Source organism: Streptomyces sp. NPDC045846, assembly GCF_056431605.1.
The window spans coordinates 383,631-406,915 of the sequence record NZ_JBWKKJ010000001.1 but is presented as its reverse complement, the minus strand read 5'-3'; the positions used below and the strand labels follow the sequence as shown (position 1 = coordinate 406,915).

General features: G+C 67.5%; 17 protein-coding genes, 1 tRNA gene and 1 pseudogene. 6 read left to right on the top strand and 13 right to left on the bottom strand.

Annotated features, from left to right (window positions below):
* Nucleotides 1-144: 144 nt before the first annotated feature.
* From haaN to AC07F3_RS01845, 5 genes are all read right to left on the bottom strand, one after another.
* A complete protein-coding gene (gene haaN / locus AC07F3_RS01865; RefSeq protein ID WP_479109456.1) occupies nucleotides 145-702 on the bottom strand; it encodes a cyclophane-containing RiPP N-acetyltransferase HaaN in 558 nt (185 codons plus the stop codon).
* 5 nt (nucleotides 703-707) lie between these two features.
* Nucleotides 708-1,853, bottom strand: a complete 1,146-nt coding sequence (locus AC07F3_RS01860) for an FxsB family cyclophane-forming radical SAM/SPASM peptide maturase (RefSeq protein ID WP_479109454.1) — start codon at nucleotides 1,851-1,853, stop codon at nucleotides 708-710.
* 13 nt (nucleotides 1,854-1,866) lie between these two features.
* Nucleotides 1,867-2,052 (bottom strand): HaaA family cyclophane-containing RiPP peptide, encoded by a 186-nt coding sequence (gene haaA / locus AC07F3_RS01855; RefSeq protein ID WP_479109452.1) that lies wholly within the window; start codon nucleotides 2,050-2,052, stop codon nucleotides 1,867-1,869.
* A 193-nt stretch (nucleotides 2,053-2,245) separates the two neighbouring features.
* Nucleotides 2,246-5,032, bottom strand: coding sequence for a cyclophane-containing RiPP biosynthesis TPR protein HaaT (haaT, locus tag AC07F3_RS01850; RefSeq protein WP_479109450.1), 2,787 nt, complete (start codon nucleotides 5,030-5,032; stop codon nucleotides 2,246-2,248).
* 665 nt (nucleotides 5,033-5,697) lie between these two features.
* Nucleotides 5,698-5,940, bottom strand: a complete 243-nt coding sequence (locus AC07F3_RS01845) for a hypothetical protein (RefSeq protein ID WP_479109448.1) — start codon at nucleotides 5,938-5,940, stop codon at nucleotides 5,698-5,700.
* A 567-nt stretch (nucleotides 5,941-6,507) separates the two neighbouring features.
* Between AC07F3_RS01845 and AC07F3_RS01840 the strand changes: the two genes are divergently transcribed.
* Together AC07F3_RS01840 and AC07F3_RS01835 are read left to right on the top strand one after the other, a co-directional pair.
* Nucleotides 6,508-6,708, top strand: a complete 201-nt coding sequence (locus AC07F3_RS01840) for a hypothetical protein (protein ID WP_479109446.1) — start codon at nucleotides 6,508-6,510, stop codon at nucleotides 6,706-6,708.
* A gap of 210 nt (nucleotides 6,709-6,918) precedes the next feature.
* A complete protein-coding gene (locus tag AC07F3_RS01835; RefSeq protein ID WP_479109444.1) occupies nucleotides 6,919-8,799 on the top strand; it encodes a DNA/RNA helicase domain-containing protein in 1,881 nt (626 codons plus the stop codon).
* A gap of 81 nt (nucleotides 8,800-8,880) precedes the next feature.
* Here AC07F3_RS01835 and AC07F3_RS01830 read toward each other — a convergent pair.
* The 5 genes and pseudogenes from AC07F3_RS01830 to AC07F3_RS01810 form a co-directional block, all read right to left on the bottom strand.
* Nucleotides 8,881-10,044, bottom strand: a pseudogene (locus AC07F3_RS01830) (IS3 family transposase).
* 39 nt (nucleotides 10,045-10,083) lie between these two features.
* The gene (locus AC07F3_RS01825; RefSeq protein ID WP_479109442.1) at nucleotides 10,084-11,301 is read right to left on the bottom strand and encodes a DUF3987 domain-containing protein; all 1,218 of its coding nucleotides are present in this window, start codon (nucleotides 11,299-11,301) and stop codon (nucleotides 10,084-10,086) included.
* A 394-nt stretch (nucleotides 11,302-11,695) separates the two neighbouring features.
* Complete coding sequence (locus tag AC07F3_RS01820; protein ID WP_479109440.1) at nucleotides 11,696-12,469, bottom strand: Lsr2 family DNA-binding protein; 774 nt, start codon at nucleotides 12,467-12,469, stop codon at nucleotides 11,696-11,698.
* A gap of 1,432 nt (nucleotides 12,470-13,901) precedes the next feature.
* Nucleotides 13,902-13,989, bottom strand: a tRNA-Leu gene (locus AC07F3_RS01815).
* Nucleotides 13,990-14,088: 99 nt separating this feature from the next.
* Nucleotides 14,089-14,556 carry a hypothetical protein gene (locus AC07F3_RS01810; protein WP_479109438.1) on the bottom strand — a complete coding sequence of 156 codons (468 nt, stop codon included), beginning with the start codon at nucleotides 14,554-14,556 and terminating at the stop codon, nucleotides 14,089-14,091.
* A gap of 362 nt (nucleotides 14,557-14,918) precedes the next feature.
* Between AC07F3_RS01810 and AC07F3_RS01805 the strand changes: the two genes are divergently transcribed.
* A complete protein-coding gene (locus tag AC07F3_RS01805) occupies nucleotides 14,919-16,190 on the top strand; it encodes a DUF2254 domain-containing protein (protein WP_479110575.1) in 1,272 nt (423 codons plus the stop codon).
* A gap of 145 nt (nucleotides 16,191-16,335) precedes the next feature.
* Here the strand turns inward: AC07F3_RS01805 and AC07F3_RS01800 are convergent, their stop codons facing one another.
* Nucleotides 16,336-16,611 carry an aldehyde dehydrogenase family protein gene (locus AC07F3_RS01800; protein ID WP_479110573.1) on the bottom strand — a complete coding sequence of 92 codons (276 nt, stop codon included), beginning with the start codon at nucleotides 16,609-16,611 and terminating at the stop codon, nucleotides 16,336-16,338.
* A gap of 186 nt (nucleotides 16,612-16,797) precedes the next feature.
* On the opposite strand from AC07F3_RS01800, the gene AC07F3_RS01795 reads away from it, so the two are divergent.
* Both AC07F3_RS01795 and AC07F3_RS01790 read left to right on the top strand, forming a co-directional pair.
* The gene (locus AC07F3_RS01795; protein ID WP_479109436.1) at nucleotides 16,798-17,979 is read left to right on the top strand and encodes a low temperature requirement protein A; all 1,182 of its coding nucleotides are present in this window, start codon (nucleotides 16,798-16,800) and stop codon (nucleotides 17,977-17,979) included.
* Between the two features lie 78 nt (nucleotides 17,980-18,057).
* Nucleotides 18,058-19,575 (top strand): immunity 49 family protein, encoded by a 1,518-nt coding sequence (locus AC07F3_RS01790; RefSeq protein WP_479109434.1) that lies wholly within the window; start codon nucleotides 18,058-18,060, stop codon nucleotides 19,573-19,575.
* 42 nt (nucleotides 19,576-19,617) lie between these two features.
* On the opposite strand, the gene AC07F3_RS01785 is transcribed toward AC07F3_RS01790, so the two are convergent.
* Nucleotides 19,618-19,959 (bottom strand): cyclic-phosphate processing receiver domain-containing protein, encoded by a 342-nt coding sequence (locus AC07F3_RS01785; RefSeq protein ID WP_479109432.1) that lies wholly within the window; start codon nucleotides 19,957-19,959, stop codon nucleotides 19,618-19,620.
* 172 nt (nucleotides 19,960-20,131) lie between these two features.
* Between AC07F3_RS01785 and AC07F3_RS01780 the strand changes: the two genes are divergently transcribed.
* Entirely contained in the window at nucleotides 20,132-22,294 is a 2,163-nt protein-coding gene (locus tag AC07F3_RS01780) for a TerD family protein (protein ID WP_479109430.1), read from the top strand.
* 211 nt (nucleotides 22,295-22,505) lie between these two features.
* On the opposite strand, the gene AC07F3_RS01775 is transcribed toward AC07F3_RS01780, so the two are convergent.
* Nucleotides 22,506-23,117, bottom strand: a complete 612-nt coding sequence (locus tag AC07F3_RS01775) for an NIPSNAP family protein (protein ID WP_479109428.1) — start codon at nucleotides 23,115-23,117, stop codon at nucleotides 22,506-22,508.
* Between the last annotated feature and the right edge of the window lie 168 nt (nucleotides 23,118-23,285).

Here is a 23,285-nt window from a genome sequence, read left to right as displayed (position 1 = left end):
GGAAGAGCCTCAGCGGGAAAGCACTGCCTCAATCAGCACCTGCGTGCCGGAGAACCGCAACCCACCGCCGTTCCCAGCTGTCTGGTACCCCGCCACCCAGCATCAATGGCACACCCCGGGAGACCTTCTGGCGGGCGCAGGGCTTTAGGCGGTACTGCTGTTGACTCGGTAGACGATCTTGCCGTCGAACTCTGCGAACCCAAGGTCTTGGTAGAAGGAGCGAGCGGCGGGGTTGTCGCGGTCTGTGGTCCACTCGACGCGGCTGCATCCCGGGCGGGCGTCCGCGATGGAGCGGATCTCGTTCATGAGGCGGGCGCCGATGCCCTGCCGACGGAGGGTGTCGCGGACGTAGAGCTCTTTGAGGTAGAGCGAGTGGGTCGACCCTGCCGACGGCCAGAGGTAGGAATAGGCCGCAATCCCGACGATGTCGCCCGCCTCGTCCTCTACCAGTAGTGCGGAGGCCAGCGGCGGAGCCCCGAACAGGGCCTCCTCCACCTGCGCCTGTCGCTCGTCGAAGGGCTGGATCTCCGTCGAACCGTAGAATCGCTCGATCTCTTCGATCAGTTGGGCCACGGCCCGGACATCGCTTTTCTCGGCGGGTCGGATCGTCACGCTCATCGGCGTCTCCTGTTGTTCGTCGTTCGCACGCACCACTGAGGTCTCCCCCATCCTCGCAGCGCCGAGGGACTCGCTGTCGGCCAAGGGAATCAGGGGGTCGGTGCGCCCAGCTTCCAATCGTGGTGCCGGAGCGAGTCCTGAATGTGCTGTATGAGGTACTCCAGGTCTGCGCAGTAGACGGAAGGGTTGCGGTATCCACGAGCCGCGCTGAAGCGGTGCGGGAGGTAGCCGCCTCCGCACACTTCCACCAGCGGACAGCTCTGGCACTGTTCGGCCAGTGCGCTCTTGCCATGCTGCCGGTGCAGGAGTTTGGGGTGGTGAATGGCTTCGTCAAGGGACTCGTTGTAGACATCGAGTCCGAGCCAGGAGGCGCCCTCCTCCACGGAGCGCAGGGTGTCCACGCCCTCGATCGAGCCGTCGGACTCGATCACGACGCTGGTCGGCGGTGCTAGGCCGAGGGATTCCACCGCGCTGTGCACGCCGGAGCTGAGGGCCACGATGTCTTCCAGCATCCGGACGCTGTGCCGGTAGTGGGGGCGAGCGAGCCAGGCGTCATAGACGCGGCTCATCCAGAGTCCGTATTCGGGGAGTGCGGGATCGTTGCGATGGGGTGGTTCGTCGTGTGTCCCATGCGGCAGGCCGAAGTCGATGGTCGGAGGCTCGAAGGATGCCAGGTAGTCGTGGACCTCTACCGGGTCGTTGGCCAGGTCCACGACGGCGAGCAACCCGGCGAACAGATGTGGCCGGCTGCGCAGCAGCTCGATGCCTCGGACAGCCGAAGCCGCGCTGGAGCGGGAGACATGTGTCAGGCGGTGGCGGTCGTTCGCGGCGGGCGGTCCATCGAGGCTGACACCGACGGAGACTTCGTACCGCTCAAAGAGATCGAGCCAGGCTACCGATAGGAGCGTGCCGTTGGTCTGCAGCTCGAAGCGGACCTCGATATCCGGTGGAATTCCCTCTCGGAGCGCGCGGAGGAGGTGTTCCAGGTGCCGAGGGCCAGCGAGCAGCGGCTCGCCGCCGTGGAGCACCACATGCACGGTCCGCAGGCCGTACTTGGTTGTGTGCTCGGCGATTCTACGGGCCGCCGCGCGGGCCACGTCCACGCTCATACGCGCCGGGAGCGTTCGCCACGCCTGATCTTGCGAGTTGAAGACGTAGCAGTAGTCGCAGTTGATGTTGCAGCGGTTCGCGACCTTGAGGATGAATGACCGGAAGGGCGTATGGGGCGGCGTCATTTAGCGAGAACAGTCAGACAGGAAAGGGCCAGATGATCGAGGCCATGTGTGCGCCTTCGCCGACCTTGTTCGAGGCGGCCTGTTCAGCCGCCAGGCGCTGGTGGACTCGGGCGGCGACCCGGTCCAGGACCACGTTGCCGGACGGCACTTCCATGGCCTCGGCGGTGGACAGCGTGGGAACAGTCGTGGGTGACGGCATGCAACGCTCCTCGTGGTGTGCGCCAGCGACGGGAAGGATCATAAAACAGCGCGGTACAAAGGCAGTTGGGGCTGACTGATCAGCTGGCAACGTAGCAGTGGGCAGAGCACACCGGCATACCAAATTCAGCCACGCGACCTTGCTGTTGGCATGGCCGCGGCCAAGACCTCCGAGCGCTCACGAGAGGGGCTGACTACCGCGCCTGTGTGGCCAGCAGACGCTCGACCTCATCAACTGCCCCGGTTGAGCCCAAGCGTCCATATATGCCCAGTGCTTCGCGCAGCGATTCCCCCGCGAGGCCGTCTGCGCCTGCCGCCAGCTCACAGCGGCCGATTCCCTCCAGTGCCCGAGCTTCCTCAAGCGGGCACTTGATGTCCCGAGCTAGGCCCAGTGCTCGACTGAAGCGCTCGTGGGCTTCAGCCGTTTCGCCGGAGGTGCACAGCAACAGTGCCTGATGGTTCAGCACCTCTGCTTCCCCGCACCGATCACCCAGTTCACGCAGAATCGCCAGGCACTGTCCGAACGCGTCCATGGCACCCACCCTGTCTCCTGCGGCTCCTCGAGCCGCGCCCAGTTCGCTCAATGCGGCGGCCTCGCCGCCCCGGCCTCCCAGGCTGCGATAGAGGCCAAGCGCTTCTTCCTGCGCGCGCATCGCCTCCGCCGGCTGCCCGGCCAGCCGCTCCAGGACTCCCAGGTGCCGGATGCTGTTCGCCCGGCCGAACTGGTCGCCGAGGTCCGTGAAGTTCTCGAGCGCATGCGTGTGCGCTTCCCGCGAACCGGCCAGATCGCCAGTCAGCCGACGCACCACACCGAGCTCATTGAGTGCATAGGCCTGGTGGACCCGGTCGTTGAGCTCCCGATAGATTTCGTACGCCTCGCTATGCCGCTGAGCAGCCAGGTCGTACTCGCCCATCAAGCAGTGGACAACACCAAGGTCACGCAGCGAGTTCGCCTCCCCATACCGATCAGTCAGCTCTCGGTAGATGGACAATGCCTCCGACTGTGTCGCGACGGCCTCGTCGAACTTGCTGGTCTGGCGGCGCACCATGCCGAGATCCGCCAGAGCGTTGGCCTGCCCGAGCCGGTCTCCCAGGTCTCGATAGATCGCCAGGGCTTCTGTCTGCGCTTGGGCGGATGCTTCGTTGTCTGCTGTCAGGTAGCAGACGATCCCCACCTGGTTGAGCGCGTTGGCCTTCCCGCGTAGATCGCCGACTGCGTTGTAGTGCGACACTGCCTCGTTCAGCGCCTCAGCCGCCTTTGCATAGTCCGCCATGAACCTTCGGATGACACCGAGTTCAGCCAACGCATCAGCCAAGGCCCGCTCGTCCCCAGTGCGTTGGGCCGCGTCGGCAGCAGCGCGGTGGAGGCTGACGGCTTGATCCCACGGTCCCGCCTGCCGCAAGAAGGGGGCCATGGCCCCGGCCAGCCGGACGACCACACCATGCAGCGCCAAACTGCTCGCCTGCTCGATACAAGCCAATACATTCGGGCGCTCGTTCTCCAACCAGCCCAGAGCAGCCTCCCGCGTTCCCACGTCCGGGACCTGCACACTCGGTGGCACCTCAGGGTCAGACCCAGACCGGGGAACGACTCCGGCCCGAACGAGATGCCGGTTCGCGCTGCCCAGAGCGGCCAGGTAGTACGTGCACACCCGCTGAACTGCCTGAACTCGGTCCATACTGTCCCCCTCGTCAGCGAGGCTGCGGGCATAGTCACGGAGCAGGTCATGGAGGCGGTACCGGCTCCCCGGGTTCTCGTCGATCAGATGATCCTCGTAGAGCGCGTCGAAGTGCCGGCGCGCCTCCGCCACTGATATCGAGTCAAGCGCAGCGCCGACGTAGGCGTCGATATCCGTGCCCGGATAGAAGCCCAGCCGGCGGAAGAACCGCTGTCGCTCCGCTGGAAGGTCCGCGTAGGAGAGATCGAACGCCGCCGCCACTGCACGCTCACCGGCACGCATCTCTCCCAGTCGCCCCTGTGCGGCCGACAACCGGTCACGCAGGTCTTCGGCGCTCCAGGCCGGGTGGTGCCGCAGCCGGGCCGCCAGCAGAGAAACGCCCAGCGGCAACGAGCCGCACAACCGGACCAGGTCTTCCAGTACGGCCCGGTCAAGGCTCTCCGGGGGCCGCCCGCTGAGCTGTGTGAACAGGGCCATGGCATGGTCAGACGGCAGAGCCTCGACCGCCAACACCACCTCGTCGTGCACGGCCAGCCGCTTGCGACTGGTCACGAGTACGAGGCAGCCGCCACCGGCGGGGAGGAGCGGTTCCAACTGTCCATAACTGGCTGCGTTGTCGAGGATGAGCAATGCCTTCTTGCCGACAAGGCGACTGCGCCACATCCCGGCACGCGCCTCGATGACCGCGCCCACGTCGTCGCCGACGGGTATCCGCTGCGTGGGCACCCCGGTAGCCGTCAGCAGGGAGGCCAGCGCCTCGGTGGCCTGCACCGGAGTTCGGCCCGGAGTGTGCCCGTTCAGGTTCACGAAGAGCTGGCCGTCCGGAAACCGCTCCGCCAACGCGTGCCCGGCGTGCACAACGAAGGCAGTCTTCCCAACGCCCGGCATGCCGTCGACCACGTGAACCGGCAGCGACTCCCCGCTGCGCTGAGAAGTCTCTACCAGGTCAGTCAACCGCTCAAGCTCCGCAGACCGGTCAGTGAACGCGGCCGTGTCTCTCGGCAGAGCCCGCAGTACCAAAGCGGCCCCCGGCGGCTCCACCCCGTCATCCGGGCGGACGAGCGGGTTCGGCGCACCGTCAGGCGCACCGCCGTCAGAAAGGACCGCGAGCAGTGCCGTCAGCCCAATCAGCACCGCCCCCAGCACTCCCAGTGACAGCCATCCATGCTGCTGCACCACGCCGAGCACGCCAGGCCAATGCGCCTGCGCCGACACCGCGTTCGTGACCAGCCCAACCAACATGGTCACCAGAGCCCCACCACTTGCGAGGGCGACGACCAGGATTGCCCGTCGTGGTCTCATGAGCTCACCACCCCAAGGCGCGTGAACCGCTCCGCGACCGCTCCCGGATCAGTGTTCAGATAGTCACAAGTGGCACGGGGTGGATGTGGCAGGCGCTTTGGGTACCCGACCCTGACGCTGAACCCCGAAATTCCCGCTGGCGTTTTGCCCTTCAGGTCGAACGTCAGGCCGGCGGGGCCATGCACCGCCCTCCCTCCCCCGTCGTCGAACCGGAACGGTGCGCACCCACCTAGTTTGGACACGTAGAAAGCCCCCGAGATCGACTGCCCAATCGTCATAGCGCATCAGGTGCGCTGATGATGGGTCAAGGGCTGCACGGGCCAAACCTCTGCAGAGTCCGGCGGTCATGGGTGATCGATCCCGGCAGGCATCGCGCACCCATGACACTTGGACGACTCCGCGGCGACGGCGATCAAAGCCTTACGTTCGACGGCGCGGGTGAGGGCTACGGAGGTGGTTAATGATCCATGCCTCTCGCGCAGGCATTGGATCCCGGTGCGAAGGCCAGACTGGATGTAGAGCCAGGACCGCGAAACGCCTACCTCGCGGGCGACGTCGAAGGAGACTGGTAGCCCGGCGGCATCCATGTGTCCAGGGCAGCGATGGCTCGTTCCCTGGTCGCCGCAGCTCGGCGGCAGGCCGCAACCACGCTGTGCGGGGAGTTGTCAGCCCGCATCGGCGGCCCCCTGCGTGCCGTCGGCTTCGAGTTCAGTGATCACCCGGTCGAGGTTGGCCGCGACCTGCTCGTTCATCTCGGCCACCCGTTGATGGCCACAGCCTGTGGCGTTGTCGATGAGCGTCAGCGTGCGCTTGTGCTGAGCCTTGAGCTCGGGCAGGAACTCCCACGATGAACCTATCCGCCCGAGGACGGACCACGAACACTGGCCTCGCCACCCGAAAGTGACCACGAAGGCTCTCCAAACTGGAATACGCGTCGCTTAAAGATCAAGTTAGGGGGCTGCCCGTGGAGCAAGCGACGACGTTGGCGGATCGATTCACGCGAAAGCGGTTGCGGGGTGATCTATCGAGGGCAGGGTGGGCCGGGCTGTAGCCGCGCCGATCCGGACAGCGTCACGCTGGGCGGATCGCGGGCACCCTCGTGACGCACAGCGAGGCTGTTACAGACGACCCTGGCACGGGCCAGCCAGCCCTGCCTAGCCCAACTTGCCGTCGCTTAGGGGCTGTTGTGCTGTATGATCCAGCCTCATCTGGCAAACACCGGACTTCTGCTCCTGCAGACACGTCCTCAACAGCCACCGGAGCTTCTCCATGCCTTTCCATGCGTTCAACTGTCGTTCAGTAGCGATGGATTTCCCCGTGCCGCACCACACAGCACGCTGGGACGCGGCAGTCTCCACGGCGTCGTCGGCCAGTTCCGACCACACGGTCTAACGCTCAGACCGCCCACCGACGGGCTGTGACGAGCCTGGGCCATGTAGCCCACCACGGTTCGGCGCAGCGCCGAAAGGACTGCCTTGTTCTCCGACCCCGTCTTCATCGCAGCTGCCGTCTCCGCCTTCACGCTGATTACTTGCTGCGTGGCAATCTGTGTCACCGCATGCCGGATCGTCAATGCGGCGCTGCGCGACAGCCGCTCCGCCGACCGTCCCCAAATCATCCGCGAACTCGCCAAGGTATTCCGACACCTCCTGGCATCGTGGTGGCAGCGGAAGTAGTGGCCCTTCACAGCCTCTCCCCCCTGTCGCCTGCCGGAGTGCGCTCTACCGACGCGTACTCCGACAGGCGCTTTCAGCACGAAGTACCAGGGGAGATAAAGTTGAGCAGCATTGCCGAAAGTCTCGTCCGGGCTCACGCTCTGCCAGGATGGAAGATCAGAAGGTCTTCCGAACTTACCCAAGCCATTGAACGCCGCCTGGGGGCATTCCTTGCTGTTCCATGCACCGGCACGCGAAGTCGCCGCGCAAGCCCGCGACGGTTCGCTGTACCTTCATCTACGCGAGCAGCACGTCCAGCTGCACGGCCACCCGCCCGCCGTATCCCTTGTGCGCTTCTGGGAGCGGAGCATCCCGGTGCTGATCAGTGTGCTTTTGGAAGCCGGGCTCGTTGAGATCGACATGATGATCGAGTACGGGCTCCCGCTCACATCTAAGCGCGCGGACGTGGTACTCGCCGGCGTGCACCCAGACACCGGACAGCCCTCGTACGTCGTCATCGAACTGAAGCAGTGGAGCAGCGCGGAGCCGGAGCCCGGGGACCCGCTGCTGTGCCGGGTCGATGCGCGTCCACGGCCTGTGCTCAATCCGATCGAGCAGGTCCGCCAATACAGCGATTACCTGGTTTCCTTCAACGGAGCGCTCGCCGAACACCCGGAGCGGATCACTGGTGTCGCCTACCTGTTCAACGCGACTGAGTTCGGCATTTCCGGGCTTCACGAGGAGGGACAGAGTGCACACGGGCGGCTGTTCAGCGGAGAGCGTCGTGGCGAGTTCGTTGAGTACCTGAAGGAGCGACTGGCACCCAAGTCCGGGGCCGCTGCCGCCGCCGAACTACTCACTGGGAAGATCGGCCCGTCGAAGCTGCTCATGGCAGTGGCCGCTGATGAGGTCCGCGAGCGACAGCAGTTTGTGCTCCTCGATGAGCAGCGCGTCGCATACGAACAGGTACTTCGCGCGGTCCGCAGGGCACAGGGTTCGGAAGACAAAGAGGTAGTGATTGTCACTGGCGGGCCCGGGTCCGGCAAGAGCGCGATCGGGCTGGCTCTCCTCGGCGAGTTCCATCGGCGTGGCTTCACAGCGCTGCATGCCACAGGCTCGGCTTCGTTCACAACAACTATGCGTAAGCTCGCTGGCGCACGTAGCCGCGAAGTGCAGAGGCTCTTCACATACTTCAACAGCTTCATCTCCGCCGAGCGAAACAGTGTCGACGTTCTGATCTGCGACGAAGCGCACCGCATCCGCGAGACCTCCGCCACCCGCTACACCCCGGCTTCTCATCGCACCGGAAGGCGGCAAGTGGAGGAGCTGATCGATGCGGCACGGGTTCCCGTCTTCCTACTCGACGAGTACCAGATCGTACGTCCTGGTGAGCTGGGAACGGTCGACATGATCCGGACAGCTGCCGAGGCCAAGGGGCTCGGTTGTCGGATCGTGTCCTTGGACGGCAACTTCCGGAGCAGCGGAAGTGATGCATATCTGCGTTGGGTGACGCAACTGCTCGACCCGCCGGAATGCGGACCAACAGGCTGGGAGCCTGACGGACTGATGGAACTCCGAACCGCCGACTCTCCCCAGGAGTTGGAAGCGTTTCTCGACCAGCAGCGATCCGACGGCTACAGCGCGCGCATGACAGCTGGCTTCTGCTGGCCCTGGTCGTACGCCAAGCCCGGGGAGCCACTGCCAAAGGATGTAGTGATCGGTGACTGGGCACGCCCCTGGAACCTCAAGGGTGATCGGTCCGTGATGGGAGCCCCACCTTCCGCCCTGTGGGCCACCGACCCGGCTGGCTTCGACCAGATCGGAGGCATCTACACGGCGCAGGGCTTCGAGTACGACTGGAGCGGCGTGATCGTCGGGCCGGATCTGCTGTGGCGGGATGAGAGATGGATCGTCGACCGTGCGGCATCCAAGGACCCTGTCTTCAGGAGGATCAACTCGGACGAGGACGTACGGCGGCTGATCCTCAACACGTACAAGGTGCTCCTGACTCGCGGCATGGTCGGCACGGTGATCTATTCCACCGACGCCGAGACCCGCGTAAAGCTGCATGAGCTCATCGGGTCACGGACGTCAGCCATTGAAACCGTGTAACTGGTCGGTCTCCTGTCCCCGATATCGCCGTGACGGTAGCGGAAGGGATGGGTCTCTTGCAGCTTTGGGTGACAGGTGTGGTCACGCGGCTTGGGCGGCCGGTGCGGTCATGACGGTTTCGTATTCGACGGGGGTCAGCCGGCCAAGCGAGGCTTGTCTGCGGCGTCGTTGGTAGGTCCGCTCGATCCAGGTCACGATCGCGATCCGTATTTCCTGGCAGGTGGCCCATGTCCGGCGGTCGAGGACGTTCTTTTGCAGGAGGCTGAAGAAGGACTCCATGGCCGCGTTGTCGCTCGCCGCACCGACCCGCCCTATCGAGCCGACCATTTGGTGATGGCCGAGCACCCGGACGAATTTCCGTGACCGGAACTGCGATCCGCGATCGCAGTGCAGGATGCACCCGGCGACGCTCCACGCCGGGCAACCGCATTGTGCAGGGCTGTGACGGCCAGGTGGGACTTCATCCGCGTGTCGATCGGGTAGCCGACGATCCTCTTGCTGAAGACGTCCTTGATCGCGCAGAGATACAACTTGCCCTCAGTCGCGGCGTGTTCGGTGATATCGGTGAGCCACAGCTGGTTCGGTCCGGTCGCGCTGAAGTCGCGGCGGACGAGGTCGTCGTGCACCCGCGGGCCGGCCTTCTTTTCGGCTGCGCTTCTTGCCGAAGACGCTCCACCAGTTGTTGTCGCGGCAGATCCGCCACGCGGTCCGGTCCGCCATGCGCGATCCCGCGCTGCGGGCCCCGTCGGCCAGGAAGCGGTAGCCGAACTCCGGATCGTCGCGGTGTGCGTCGAACAGTGCGTTCGCGCGGCCGGCCGGCCCGCTCGAGCTCGGCCTCGGTCACCGGTCGTTCCAGCCAGCGGTAGTAGGGCTGGCGGGCGAGCTTCAGCACGCGGCACGTCACCGTGACGGGCACCCCGTCGCCGACCAGCTCTTTCAAGAGCGGGTAGATCCTTTTCCCGGCCGGGGTGCCTGCGACAGGTAGGCCGCGGCCCGCCGCAGGACTTCGTTCTCCTGCTCCAGCAGCTTGATCCGCCGACGTGCTTCCCGCAGTTCCGCGCTCTCCTGGCTACTTGTTCCGGGCCTGGTCCCATCGTCGGTGTCCGCCCGGCGCATCCACTTCCACAGTGTCATCGCGTGGACCCCGAAGTCGGTGGCCACCTGTTCCACCGTCACGCCCGGGCCGCGGTTCCTCGCGACCCGCACGACGTCCTGGCGGAACTCTTCCGGATAAGGCCTGGGCACAGCGACATCCTTCCCACCCGCCCCACAGGGCAAGCCAGTTCAGATGACACCCGATCGCGCGGCAGACCCGGATGACGGTTCCTGGGGCTGAAGGGGGCTGTCACCGCGCAGTGTGAAAACGGTCGCCGCTCGGCCCGTCTTCCCCGACCGTTCCACGGTCACCACCACATCGGGCAGTGCCTTGACCTCTTCGGCGGTCGCTCCCACGTAGGGGAGGATCTGCGAGGAGGTGGCCGCACCCCCGTGCAGTTCGATTCGGGCCCGCACTTTCTCCGTGAGGCAGCGTGGTTGGCGGTTCCCCTTGCCGGTGTCCGTGCCGCCGGTGATCTCTTCGACCGATTCCATGGCGTAGGTGACCAGCGCTGCAGCGGCTTCCAGATCCTCCGGGGTGACCTGGGAGCGTAGGTCGAACAGGGCGTACAGGGCCGCGAGGCGGCGTACCTGTTCGTTGCAGCGTGCGGCAAACGCCTCCAGTCCCTCGGACTCCCGGGCCTTGTTCAGCAGGTCACGCCGGATGATGTCGGCGGTGTCGTAAGCATCCTCGGCGAGGGTGACCAGTTCGGCGCGCTGGCCGTGGCGGACGGCGCGGGCCATAGCCTCCCCAGCCTCCGGGATCAGGTGAGCGCGCATCTGGTCACGCTCGCTCAGCCAACGGACCTGCGTTACAGGCAGGAACAGCAGACGGTTGTAGCTTCCGCCGTCGCATTCGGTGGCGCTCATGGTGGCCCGGAACTCTTCGGGAGTGATGTGACCCATGATCGACACACGGGGGTCATCGACCTGTACCGGTTCCTTAGCCCTGGACGTGGCGACCGTGGCCCCGTCCCACAGATAACGCAGCACCTGAGACAGGTTCGCTTGGCGACGCCCCGCCCGCAGCACACGGGCGTACTCGGTATCGACGATGAGCGCTTGTCCGTCGCGGGCGGCCACAGCCTGGATGAGCCCTGCTCCGCAGACCACGCCGTTGATGACGCGCCCGGCCATGAACGTGCTGTTCGCGTCCCTGGCCACTGCCGAAGCGACGCCCCAGGACTGGCCTTTGCCCTCACCGGTGCCGCCGCACAGCAGCACGTGAAGCATGAGCGGCATCGAGCCGGAACCGCGCTGGACGCGGGTCTGCGGCAGCATCGCGGAGAACACGCACAAAAGACCACCGAGCAACCCGACCGGGGACCACTCCACATGGGGAGCCAGCGAAGCCACGACCGACCGGAGTCGGCCCGTGGTCATGGTGCGGAAATCGGGGGTGCTCATGCTGCTTTCGCTTCCTGGGAGTTGCTTCGATGACGGGCGACGACGGACCGCCAACGGCCACCGTCCTTTGTCCGGAAGTTGGGTTCCTTGGCTGTCTTCCGCAACAGGGGCAGCACGCCGCCCCCGTCCGCCGGGATGATCACGGCGGTGCATCGGGTCCCCTTGCCCATGGGCACGTGGCGCCTTGCGGCGGCCACGGACAATGGATCACTACTGACGACCCCCGACCTGTCCACACCACGGGGCGTGGTCCAGGTGACCCACGAACCGGGGGTGCAGTCCCCCTTGGACGGCTTCGACTCGGCCCCGTATCCCTTCGCGTTCTTCCACACGCCGAGGTCACGGGGCCCGGGGTGGCGGCCGCACACGGCAGCCGCCACCAGGGGCGCGGCGTTCAGGCCGCTACCGCTTTTCCCTCCGACACATCCCTGTGCGCCAGGTCGTATGCGTGCTTCACATGCATCGGGAGCCGCCCACGCGCGGGCACGGTGTAGCCCTGAGCTATGGCCCACTGGCGTACACCCTTGTTGCGCTCACGCTCGGACATGATCCTGGGACCAACCTTGGCAGGCTCCGGAAGCGGGTCACCACCGATCAACTCACCAGCTAGTACAGCCGACTTGAAACGGCCACGCTCCCGTACGTCCATGCACGGAATGCCACGCTCGGCGGCGTCCCTCAGCTTCGTACCGTTGCGCTCGCCACCCTCACCCAAGACCAGTAGCAGTGTGGACTCATCAGCGCGGCCCACCACCTCGTAGCCCATGTTGCGCAACGCCGCACGGGCCGACTCCCAGTCATAGCCCGGCACTTCAGCGGCCAGCATCACGGACCGCACAGGCTCAGACTCGTTCGCTTCGTCGCTCGCGTCGTCCTCATCGTGCTCTGCCTCGGCATCCGTCGCCACGACGGCCACAGGCTCAGGCTCAACCACGACAGGGGCAGGCTCATCAGCCGGTGCAGGATCGGGTTCCGCCACCACTCCCTCCGATGGCACCCCCAACGCATCCACGAGATAGCGGCCAAAGACGACGTTGTGTTCCAGGCACAGGTCCCACGAATGGCGCCCCAGCGTCAGTGTGTCCGTCGGGTCTTCCTCGGAACCCTCACGCGCTATGTGGGCATCACAAAGAACCTTTTCCACGGGCATGAGCACTGTCTTACGCATAGCGCGGCAATCCTTTGATTCGGGTCGGTCGGAGTTAAGTCGTTGCGCAGCCGGAGCGTTGCTCTGACGGCCATCCGCTCATGTCGCTGTGGCGCAAGATCAACCCTGCCGCTCTCGAATCACGAAACAGTAACGTACAGATAACTGAATCATTACTCTCATGAATACATAGATGGGGTAACGCCTTAGATGATTCGAATATGACCCCCCAGGGGTGCCTTCCTTTCACCGTGTACGGGTATCAAATTATCGAGATTTTAGGGCGAATGTGCATTGGCGGGCGAGATCGCTACCTGAAAGGTAAAGAATGTAAGCCACCCCCCCCCCATTTGAGCCTCAGGTCCGGCGCCAAGGTAAAAACCCTTGCTCTCGGTGTCACCGAATCGTGGAAAGACACCTAGTCCGATGGTCTTCCGTCACCGACTTCACGGACGAATCGCTGTCCGAGTGGGTAGTGGCGGGCCTGAGACATGGGCAGGCTCGCCCCCCATAGGCCGTGGAGAGCAATTCGAGAGGCTGAGCGCGCTATGTCGCGTGCACGACTTCGACCTGCCTTGAATGCACGCGTGCGCCTAATGCACCAGGCGCACGCGCTTTGTGTGAACGTTGCGGCAACATAGACAGGCCGTTGTCCCGGAAGCCGTCGAACCCCGAAGGTACCTAGTCACACTGCAGCTGAGCAGATAGGTCATCTGCCACTTCTGCGGGGGAGTCAGCGATCACCAGGACGGCGAGGGGATCGCACGGCTCGCTCACCGAGGCGGCCATCGCAGGCGTAGGGGCGGCGACAGCCGCCACAAAGCTGGCCGTTGCCAGGGCGACGGTAGCCAGGCTGGTACGGATACGCATGGTGCTCCTTTTCCGGGTTCGGACCCCCTCCACTCATTCCTCGCGCATACCTCCCCCGCCTGCACCCGCTGGGCTCCGTTTGGCGGACCCTCCCTAAGATCTGGCGCAGGGTGAGCACTGAGCTTCAAGGGCAGCGATGGAGGCTCAGCCACTGGCTCCAGACATGTCGAAGCCCCATGACCTGGCGCCCGTGACGGCTTCAAGCTCTACCGGGGCGAAGCGGGAGGACCCCAGGACCCTGAGAAGGTCTCAGCGCGGTGCAGGACGCTTCGAACACGGCTGAAGCTGCCCGAGGACTTCCGTATCCACGACTGGCGGCACAGCAAGGTCACGAACGATCTGGAGGCCGGGGAGAACCCCGTAGAGGTCTCCGCGAACGTCCGGCACCACTCGCCGGGCTACACGATGGCCCGCTACGGGCACTCACGTAAGGGCGGGGCGCGGAAGCTCGCCGCCTCCAGAGCGGGCTGACTCGGCCTGTCATCCCTGGTCTGACCAAGCAACTCTCTGGGCTGTTGGTCACGTGGTTGGTCACGCCACACCCCAGAAAAGCAGAAAACCCCACGTGAAGTGGGGTCTCAGCTGGTGTCCGAGGGGGGACTTGAACCCCCACGCCCGATAAAGGGCACTAGCACCTCAAGCTAGCGCGTCTGCCATTCCGCCACCCGGACTAGGTGTTGTCTTCGCGGTGTGTTCCCCGCGGCGACATAGAGAACTCTACCAGGGGTTTGAGGTGGTGTTCACCCGCATATTGCGTGGTCAGGCGAGCGTCAGCTCTTGTTCGCCGACGCCCAGTCCTCGTTGGCCTGCCAGGCGTACAGAGTGTTGCCCTCCATGTACGCGTAGTACAGGTCGCAGCGGGCCGCGGCCCGCTGCTCCGCGTGCTTCGGGAACCAGGTCGCCTTCATCGCGGGAGGCTTCGGGGAGGCCGCGGGCTGGTCGGGCTTGCACGTGGGCGGGAGGGATCCCGTGGGAAGGGTGGCCTTGAGGAGGCGGTCGCCTCCGGTCGTCTTCATCGCGTACTCGATCCGCTTCGCCTCGTCGGGCAGCCAGCGCGGTACCGAGGCGCGGTCGCCCTTCGCCTCCTTGCCCGAGCTGTAGGACGCGGCCTCGTCGTGACGGTTCGTGTACCAGTCCTGCGCGGCCGGGACGGCCACGAACCCGGCGAAGCCGAGGGCCACCGCCACCGAGGCGACGGTGAGGACGATGGTCCGGGTCCTGGTGCGGCTGGCCGGCATGGCTCTCGCTCCTCGGTGATCAGTGGTCGGTGATCAGTGGTCGGTGATCAGTGGTCAGTGAGATCGATCCGGTTCGGGCCGGGCGCCCTGCGCGCGGGGCGGGTGCCCCCGCCGGTCGGGGGCACCCGTCGCGCTTCACGGCGCTTCGTCTCTCTTCCATTCTTCGCGCCCAGATGTACGCATTCGTACTCCGTGAGGACCAATGTGTGTACGACTGAGGGACCACTCGGCGGCGTAGCAGGATCAGCACTGCGGCGCACGCCTAGCCTCGCCGCGTGAGCAAGGGCGAAGACAAGGGCAACGAGCGCGGCAACAGGAACGGGAACGGGAACGGATATCGGCGGCCGCGGGCGCTCTCGCCCTTGCGGGAGCATCTGCGGGACACCTTCTGGTTCGCGCCGACCGCTGCCATGGTGCTGGTCTTCCTGCTGTGGACCGGCGCGTACGAACTCGACACGGCCCTCGTGCGGCTGCTCCAGGACCACGGGAGCTTCGACGAGGTCGACGACCTGATCCGGATCGTCAACGACGTCAAACCCGTGGTCAACACGGTCAGCTCGGCGATGATGACCTTCATCGGTGTCGTGTTCAGCATCTCGCTGGTGGCCGTGCAGATGGCCAGCGGGCAGTTCACGCCCCGGGTCGTGCGGATCTTCGTACGGTCGCGGATCACCAAGCTGACCCTCGCGGTCTTCCTCGCCACGTTCACGCTGTCGCTACTCGTGCTCACCTCGTTCGAGAGCGACACCGACCCCAGGCTCGTGACCGGCGTCCCGTTCCTCCAGAGCGTCCTGACCCTGCTCATGGTCGCCCTGAGCCTCTTCCTCTTCATCGCGTACGTGAACTCCACGCTGCGCCTCATGCGGGTCGGGTACGTCGTCGAGCGGATCACCGGCGAGGCCCTGAGGGTCGTCGACAAGATGCCGCGCGGAGATCTCGACGGCCTCGCCCTGGACCCGGAGATCGCCCGGGTCGCGCACAGCGGGCGCGCCGGGGTGCTGCGGGACGTGAACATCGCCCGGCTGGTGCGGGCCGCGCGGCGCCACGGTGTCGTGCTCCGGCTCATCCCCCGCATCGGGGACTTCGTCGTGCCGGGCACCCCGCTGCTCTCGGTGCACGGTCCCCTCGATGCCAAGCCTCCCTCGCGGGGCGCGCTGCGCTACACCGTGTCGGTCGGGGCGGAGCGTACGTTCCACCAGGATCTCGGGTTCGGGCTCCGGCAGCTCTCCGACATCGCGCTGCGTGCCCTCTCCCCCGCCGTCAACGATCCGACCACCGCCGTCCAGTGCCTCGACCGGATCGTCCAGTTGCTCTCGGCGCTCGCGGTCCGGCCGCTCGGCGCCGTCGGGCATCCGGACGGCCAAGGGGAGGTCCGGCTCGTCCAGGGTGGGCCGGACTGGGCCGACCTCGTGGACCTCGGCCTCGCCGAGATCCGCCTCTGCTCGGTCGGGAACCCGCAGGTCACCCGCCGGATCATGGCCGGACTCGACGACCTGCTCCAGCTCACCCCCGCATCCCGCCGCGAGCCGCTGCTCCGCCACCGGGAGCTCCTCGCGCAGGCCGTCGCGCTCGCGGCGCCGGAGGCCGCCGAGCGTACGTTCGCGCTGAAGCCGGACCGGCAGGGCATCAGGTGACCTTGCCGTGCCGGCTCGCAGCGACCAGGCGGGCCGGACCGAATGGTTCCGCAAAGATCAGGGGGTGAGGACGGCGGCGGGTTCAGGAAAGTGACCGGCGGCAGGTAGGCGTCGGCGTCCTGGCGGGGCAGGAAGCGGCCGTCGGTCAACCGGGCACGGTGCAGCGGGACCGCGCCCCGAGCTCCATGGCCTCGACCACTTGATCCCCGAGCTCCTTCGCCTTGGCCGCCGTGCTCAGCGGGCCGAGGTCCAGGGCGGGCAACGCGTCTTCGGGGTGCTCGACGGCCATCGGGTGTCCGAAGCGTACGGAGCGTATGGGGGGCAGATTGGCCACCAGGAACTCGTCGAACAGCCTTCGCTGGACGACGAAGCGCGGGTAGGCGGTGCCGTGCTGCTTGCCGTAGTCGAAGAGCTCGGGGATGAGGCCACGTTCCCGGCCTCCCTGCCCCGAGAAGCCATGTCCCCGGCCCCCATGTACTGAGAAGCCACCTGCTCGGCCCCCATATGCGCACCTCCGCCGCAGAGTTGAGACAGCCCGGGGCGGCTTCGTTCCGCTCGGCTAGTGTGTCGGCCGCACATGGGAACGACATGCCTGCTGGGGGAACGTATGTCTGCCGTCGACGGCACAGCAGAGGTGAGCGAGGGCGCCCCGGGGCGTCGGGTCTCCACCCTGGAGCTCTTCTTCGACCTCGTCTTCGTCTTCACGATCACGCAGCTGACCGTGCTGCTCACCCACGACCTGTCCTTCGCCCAGGCAGGGCGGGTCCTGCTGATCTTCGCCGTCCTGTTCTGGATGTACGGCGCCTACGCCTACCTCACCAACCAGGTGCCGCCGGAGACCAACGCCCGCCGCATCCCGCTGATCCTCGGCATGTGCGGCTTCCTCACCTGCGCCCTGGCCATCCCCGGCGTGTTCACCACGAACGGCGTCGCCTTCGGTCTCGGCTATCTCCTGGTCACCGTCGTCCACGGCGCCCTGTACGCCCTTCTGCACGGGCGGCACGTGCTCAGTTTCGCGCTCACCAACGGCCTCTCCGCGCTGTGCGTCACTGCGGCGGGCACGGTGAGCGGCCGGGCCACCGAAGCACTCTGGCTGGCCGCCCTGATCGTCCAGGCCATCACCCCCGTCCTCTCCAGCCGCATCACCACCGAAGTCGGCGGAGAGCGCGTCCCGGTCACGGGCCGGGTCGGCGCCCTCGACCCGGCGCACTTCGTGGAGCGGCACGGGCTCCTCCTCATCGTCGCGTTCGGCGAGTCCGTCATCGCCATCGGCGTCGGTTCCGGCGATCTCAAGCTGGACTGGGGCCTGTTCGGCGGCGCGGCGCTGGCTCTCGCGCTGGCGACCGCGCTGTGGTGGACGTACTTCATCCGCGACGAGGAGGCCGCCGAGCGGGCACTGCGGGCGGTGTCCGGGCTCGCCCGGTTCCGGGTGACGATGCTCGCGTACTACTACAGCTTCGTGCCGATGCTGCTCGGCGTCGCGGTGCTCGCGGCCGGGGTGAAGAAGTCCATCGGCCACCTGCCCGAGCACCTGCCCACGGCACCCGCCGTCGCGCTGGCGGGTGGCGTGGCCCTCTTCCTCGCGGGCAACGTAGCCTTCCGCGCGGCGCTGCACATCCCCCCGTTCCGCTTCCGCGCTGCGGGCGCGGCGGCCGCCCTCGCCACGATCCCGCTCGGCACGCACGCCTCCTCGCTCGCCGAACTCTTCGCGTTGGTACTGGTGTTGGTCGGGATGCTGCTGGCCGAGGCGCGCTGGGCGCCCTGCTCGCACGGGGCCGCGCGCGAGTGAGCCCGTCCACCGAAGGGCGGGGCCCGGGCAGCTGTGCGGCCTCCGTCCGCTCATCCGGCACCTCGTAGGGTTGCTGGGATGACATCACAGCACGCACCCGATCCCGGCCTCCACTCCCCCGAGGGCGAGGAAAGCGTCGAGGAGATACTGCGCGGCGCGCACATCCGGCTGCTGGCCGTCGATTCGCTGACCCCGCGGATCGCGCAGGCCATGACCTACGCGCGCGTGGTGGCCGACGGCCTCGTCTTCGCGTACGCCCTCGACCGGCCCACCAGCGTGCGTATCCTCACGGACACGGACGTGGAACGGGTGGGCCTCGAAGCGCTGGGCGGTGCGGCGTACGCGAACCTCATGCTGGCGCCCGCCGAACACGACGAGGTGACCGAGCAAGGTGCGCGGCTGCACACCGTCTACGGTGATTCCCACTTCGTGGCGAGCAAGGCGCTGTACCTGTCCGAAGCGGTCCGGCAGATCACCGGCGAGCCGCTCCCCGACGAGGGCGCACTCGTGGTCGTTCCGAGCCGGCACAACCTCGTCTACCACCCCGTCGTCGACGGCACGGTGACGGCCGGTCTCAACAGCCTCGCCTCGTACGCGCTGAGCGCGTACGAGGACAGCGGAAAGGCCGCGTTGTCGCCGCGGGTCTACTGGTGGCACCGCGGCCGCCTGACCTCGCTCACGGCCATCGACCACGAGACGCGCGTCTTCTCCTTCGACCTGCCGCCGCGCCTGCTCGGCCTGATGAAGGGTCTGGTACGCCTAGACGGTGGCGGACGCCTGGCCACCCGGGCCGCCGCCGAGGCCCCCGAGGTCGGCGAACTCGCGCGCGCCACCGCCCAGTTGATCTCAGGCGTCGCCCAGGACCCGGCCCGCCTTGGCGAGGCGTTCGGCTCGGCCGTCGCCCTGGCCCACGCCCACTGCGCCGCCGATCCCGGGGCCGCGAACCTCGACACGTGGGACGCCTGGGCCACCGCCGTCCAGCTCGGGTCGGCCCTGTTCACCAGCGCCGAGCCGCAGGAATGCCGCCTGGGCGAAAACCTGGTCGCCTCCCTCCCCGCGACACGCGCCGAACCGCCCGCCGACGCCCGGGCCTGGCTGGACGCCCTCTACCTCGCGGTGGTGTGCCGCCAGAGGGACCGCGTCAGCAGGCTGTGCCAGGTGCCGCTGGAGCGGCTGCGCGAGGACGACTCGGTCGACGAGTACGTCCTGCACTGGATCGACACCCTGCGGACCTTCTTCACCGAGGGCTCCATGGACGATGTGGTCCACAAGCTCCTCGCCACCATCAAGGCATCCATGCCGGACGCCGTGACACACGTGCCGATGGACTTCGTGAACCCGATCGACTACCAGCCGGCGGCCCTGCTCCACCGGTATGTGGCGGCCGACCACACTGCCTTCGCCGAGACGCTGGCCGAGGCCCTCCGGGACCACGGCGCCCACTGGGGCGAATCCGCCGCGCCGCGGGCCCGGGTCGCCCTGGGACCGCTCGCGATGGCGAGCCTCGCTCACGACCGCGGCTTCCCGATCGCGACCCAGCAGCCGTATCTGCCCACGTACCTCCTCAACGGCGAGCGGATCGAGGACATCCCGTGACGGCGCCCACCGCCGACCGGGGCACGCGTGCCCGGGCCGTGCTCAGTCGGCGGTCGCCCGGCGGACCGGGTAGTTCCAGCGGTTGAGCGACCGGACGACGGTCGCGGCGCCGCTGGGGTTGGCACTGTGGACGAAGACCATGCCGATCTGGAAAGGCCGTCCGTGGAAGGCGGCCTCTTCCAGGAGGGTCACCACGGGCATGATGCTGTCGTCGCCGCCGAGGTCGTGATCGAGCCAGAGCTCGTCGATGAGGACGTCCCGGTGTTCCTCCAGGAGCCGCACACCTTCGCGACTGGTGCGGGCGATGCGCGTGGCTCCGGGAAGTCGCCGGAGGTCGTCGACGCCCAGGACGATGCGCGCCGGTGCCGCGGGATCAGTGTTCACCCGACCATCGTCGCAGGTGGGCGGCCGAGCACCGCTGGGGAGGCATCGTCCCGGGTGGGACGCGGCAACCCGCGGTGGTGGCTCACCGGCATTCACGAAGGCGACCGATGACCCGCGCGCCGGGCCCAAAACCCATGTGCGACGGCCCTTCCCCCTCTGCGAACATGCCCGGATGGTCCACCCTCTCGAACCCCTGGTCGTCCGGCACACCCACCGCCTTCCCACTCCCTGCGGTCCCGCCGGGCAAGGCGGCGTCGCCGCGCGGCAGTTCGATGCCGCGTTGATGTCCGTGGGCTACAAGCTGTCGGCGGATCTTCTGGCGCATCTGTCGGCGCTGTCCGAGGGGACGGTCGTCGACACCGCCGTGCGGACGCTCGACACCGTCCGCGCCATGGCCGGTGACCACGTCCAGCACAACGCCTACTTCGTCGACTTCCCGGCCAACGTGCCGGAGACATTCGCCTTCTGGACCCGGTGCGTCGTCGACGCGCTCGCCGACGGTGTGATGCCCGAGCAGCTCAGCCCGGGCGTGGTCGACCTGCTGACCCTCCCCACGTACGGCACCTACCAGCACACGTACGCCGAGCTGCTCGCCGCCCACGAGGAGCTCATCGCCGCCGCGGGCGACCGCCTGACGATCCTGCACCTGGGCGGCGCTCCGGACGACGAGGTGACGGCTCTCTACCTGGCCCTGGCCGGGAGCAGTACGCCGCTGGGCGAGGAGGGCCTGCGCGACCTCGCCGCGCTCGCGGGGCACTGCGTCGATGGCCCGCAGCCCGGGGCGATCCCGGTGCGGGAGAACCGCGCCCTCGTCAACCGGGCCCGCCTCGACGCGGGTGCCGACCTCCTCCTGGACACCGTCACCGACGTGCTCCGGCTCGCCTGCGCCCTCGCGGACGGCGACGTGAGCCTGCTGGAGCCGACCCGGTTCCGTTCGCCCTCCCGCCGGGTCCGGCGCGCCCTGCTGGCGGGTCTCGACTCCGTGGTCGCGGCGGCCCCGGCCAAGCTCGCCGACGTGGCCGCGCACCGCGAGGCGTGGAAGCGCCTGGGTGAGCGGCTGCACGCGCACGAGTACGGGGCGCGCTGGCCGCACGCGGCGGACGTGTTCGCCCTGGCCCGGGGCGAGAAGCAGGCCCGCTCCTTCGACAGCCGCGTGGAGGAACTGCTCGGCGCGAACGACGTTCTCGGCGCGGTACGGCTGCTGGAGTCCGCTCCGGGCAAGCTGTTCCGTTCGCTGGACCGCCTGCTGCGTGGGTGCGTCACCCAGGACGAGCGGGACGCCGTGGTCGCCGCGGTCGAGCGGGTCGCCCCGCAGGTCGCGGGCCGGGTCGTGCTGTCGGTGCGGGAGCACCTCCACAACCGCGCGGCCAGTGGCGCGGGGCAGCGTGTCTTCGTCAACCGCCTCGGCCGGGCCTGGGTCACCGCCGACACCCGCCCGCCGGTGCCCGCGGCCGAGCGCGGCCGCCTGACCGCCGCCCTGGACGCCGAGATGCGCCGGCGGCTGCCCGCCACCGGCCATCTGCTGATCGACCCCGACGTCCTCGACGTCGCGCTTCCGCTCAGCGGCAAGGCGTCGGCGGCGGGCCGCGGCGTGCTGCCGCGCGGTTCGCTCTCGCCGGTCGACGGCGAACTGCTCCGCTTCTTCGTGTACTGGAAGCAGACGAGCCGTACCACCGACTTCGACCTGTCGGCGCTGATGCTGAACGCCGCCTACGAGACCGTGTCGTGGCTGTCGTACACCGCGCTCACGGAGATCGAGGGCGAGCACTCCGGCGACATCACCGACGCACCGGACGGCGCCTCGGAGTTCATCAACCTGCGCCTGGGGGCGGTGCGCGGCACGTACATCGTGCCGCAGGTCAACATCTATTCGGGAGAGGGCTTCGAGGAGGTCGAGGAGTCGTTCTTCGGCTTCATGCTGCGCGACGCCGAGCAGCAGGGCCGCCCCTTCGAGGCACGTACGGTGCGCATGAAGTCGGAGCTGCGCGGCCCAGGCCGGGTCGCACTGCCCCTGGCGTTCGTGCGCGGAGACGACGGCCGCTGGCACGCCAAGTGGCTTCACGTTTATCTCAAGGGGCATCCGAACGCCAACCGCGTGGAGGGCAACCGGGTTTCGGTCGCGACCCTGCTGCGCGGCATCGTGGAGCGCGACCACCTCACGGTCCGCCACCTCACGGAGCTGATGGCCGACGGGGCCGGGTCCATCACGCTCTGGGACGGCACGACGATCCCGGCCGGTCCGGTCACCTACATCGGCCTGGAACGCCCCGAGGGGCTGCACCCGGACTCACGTGTCGTCACCCCGGAAAACCTGCGCGACTTGATCCCCGCCTGACTGCTAACGTTGGCCGGGCGAGGCCATGAACGGACTTCCTTCTCACACCTCCTTGAAACTAGTCCCTTCGCTTTCCTCGCCTTCGATGTCACGCCGGGGTGCCGCGAGGCCGCCCCGGCGTCGTCGTATCCCCAACTCCCCACGGAACCAAGGCCGATGAGGTCATCGCGCCGAGCCCGGTCCGGCTCACGGTCGCCCGTCCGGGCGGGCGTCAGGCCCGCGATTCGCCGACGGGCTCCAGCCGGAGCCGCTGCGGGGCCTGCTTCAAGTAGGCGGAGAGATCGGGGAGTTGCGCGGGGGACCCACCCGTCGAGAACCAGAGCACGACATCCTCTCCGGTCCGGACCGGCAGGGCGGGAAAGGTGTTCTCCGCGTGCTCGCTCCGGTGCACCGCGAGGGCCGGGGTCCCGGCCTCGGCCAGCGCGGGACGCAGGTGCCGCTCGAAGTGGTCGGTGAAGCGGGAGTCCAGCGGGTGGCAGATGGTCACCACAACCGGATCCGTGGTGTCGGGGGCGGCGAACCCTGGGCCTCGCAGCAGCAGTACGTCGTCCGAGTCCAGCATGGTCGCATTGGCCGCATCCCGGTGGGCCTGCCAAACGGGCCCGTAATAGAAGGCGTGCAGCGCCCGGGCCCGTGCCTCCATGTCCGGGAAGCCGCGCATCCAGACGAACCGGTCGGCATCGTCCAGGTCGCGGAACCGGCCGCCCACCGTGATCCCGGCGGCCTCCTGCCCGGTGACGAATTCCCGCTCGAAGAGCTCGACCAGGGTGTCCCGGGTGCCCGGGTGCAGGGTGTACTGCCGGAGTTCGACTATGGCGTTCATGGCCGCAGGTTAGAGCCGGTCCCCTGTCATCTCCTGTCAGTTGACCGGCACGCCCCCGGGAGGAGATGGCTCACTGTCCCGGACGGCAGGGGGCGGGGCGCACCCCCGGTCGGCCTCCCCCGTTCGCTGCGACGCAACACCAGCCCCACGAACGGGACTTGCGGTGGC

Bases quoted from the DNA above. Each gene is read 5' to 3' on its own strand.
- AC07F3_RS01860 (WP_479109454.1), bottom strand. From the start codon at position 1,853: ATGACGCCGCCCCATACGCCCTTCCGGTCATTCATCCTCAAGGTCGCG.
- haaA (WP_479109452.1), bottom strand. From the start codon at position 2,052: ATGCCGTCACCCACGACTGTTCCCACGCTGTCCACCGCCGAGGCCATG.
- haaT (WP_479109450.1), bottom strand. From the start codon at position 5,032: ATGAGACCACGACGGGCAATCCTGGTCGTCGCCCTCGCAAGTGGTGGG.
- AC07F3_RS01825 (WP_479109442.1), bottom strand. From the start codon at position 11,301: ATGAGCACCCCCGATTTCCGCACCATGACCACGGGCCGACTCCGGTCG.
- AC07F3_RS01820 (WP_479109440.1), bottom strand. From the start codon at position 12,469: ATGCGTAAGACAGTGCTCATGCCCGTGGAAAAGGTTCTTTGTGATGCC.
- AC07F3_RS01810 (WP_479109438.1), bottom strand. From the start codon at position 14,556: ATGCCGGCCAGCCGCACCAGGACCCGGACCATCGTCCTCACCGTCGCC.
- AC07F3_RS01795 (WP_479109436.1), top strand. From the start codon at position 16,798: ATGTCTGCCGTCGACGGCACAGCAGAGGTGAGCGAGGGCGCCCCGGGG.
- AC07F3_RS01790 (WP_479109434.1), top strand. From the start codon at position 18,058: ATGACATCACAGCACGCACCCGATCCCGGCCTCCACTCCCCCGAGGGC.
- AC07F3_RS01780 (WP_479109430.1), top strand. From the start codon at position 20,132: ATGGTCCACCCTCTCGAACCCCTGGTCGTCCGGCACACCCACCGCCTT.
- AC07F3_RS01775 (WP_479109428.1), bottom strand. From the start codon at position 23,117: ATGAACGCCATAGTCGAACTCCGGCAGTACACCCTGCACCCGGGCACC.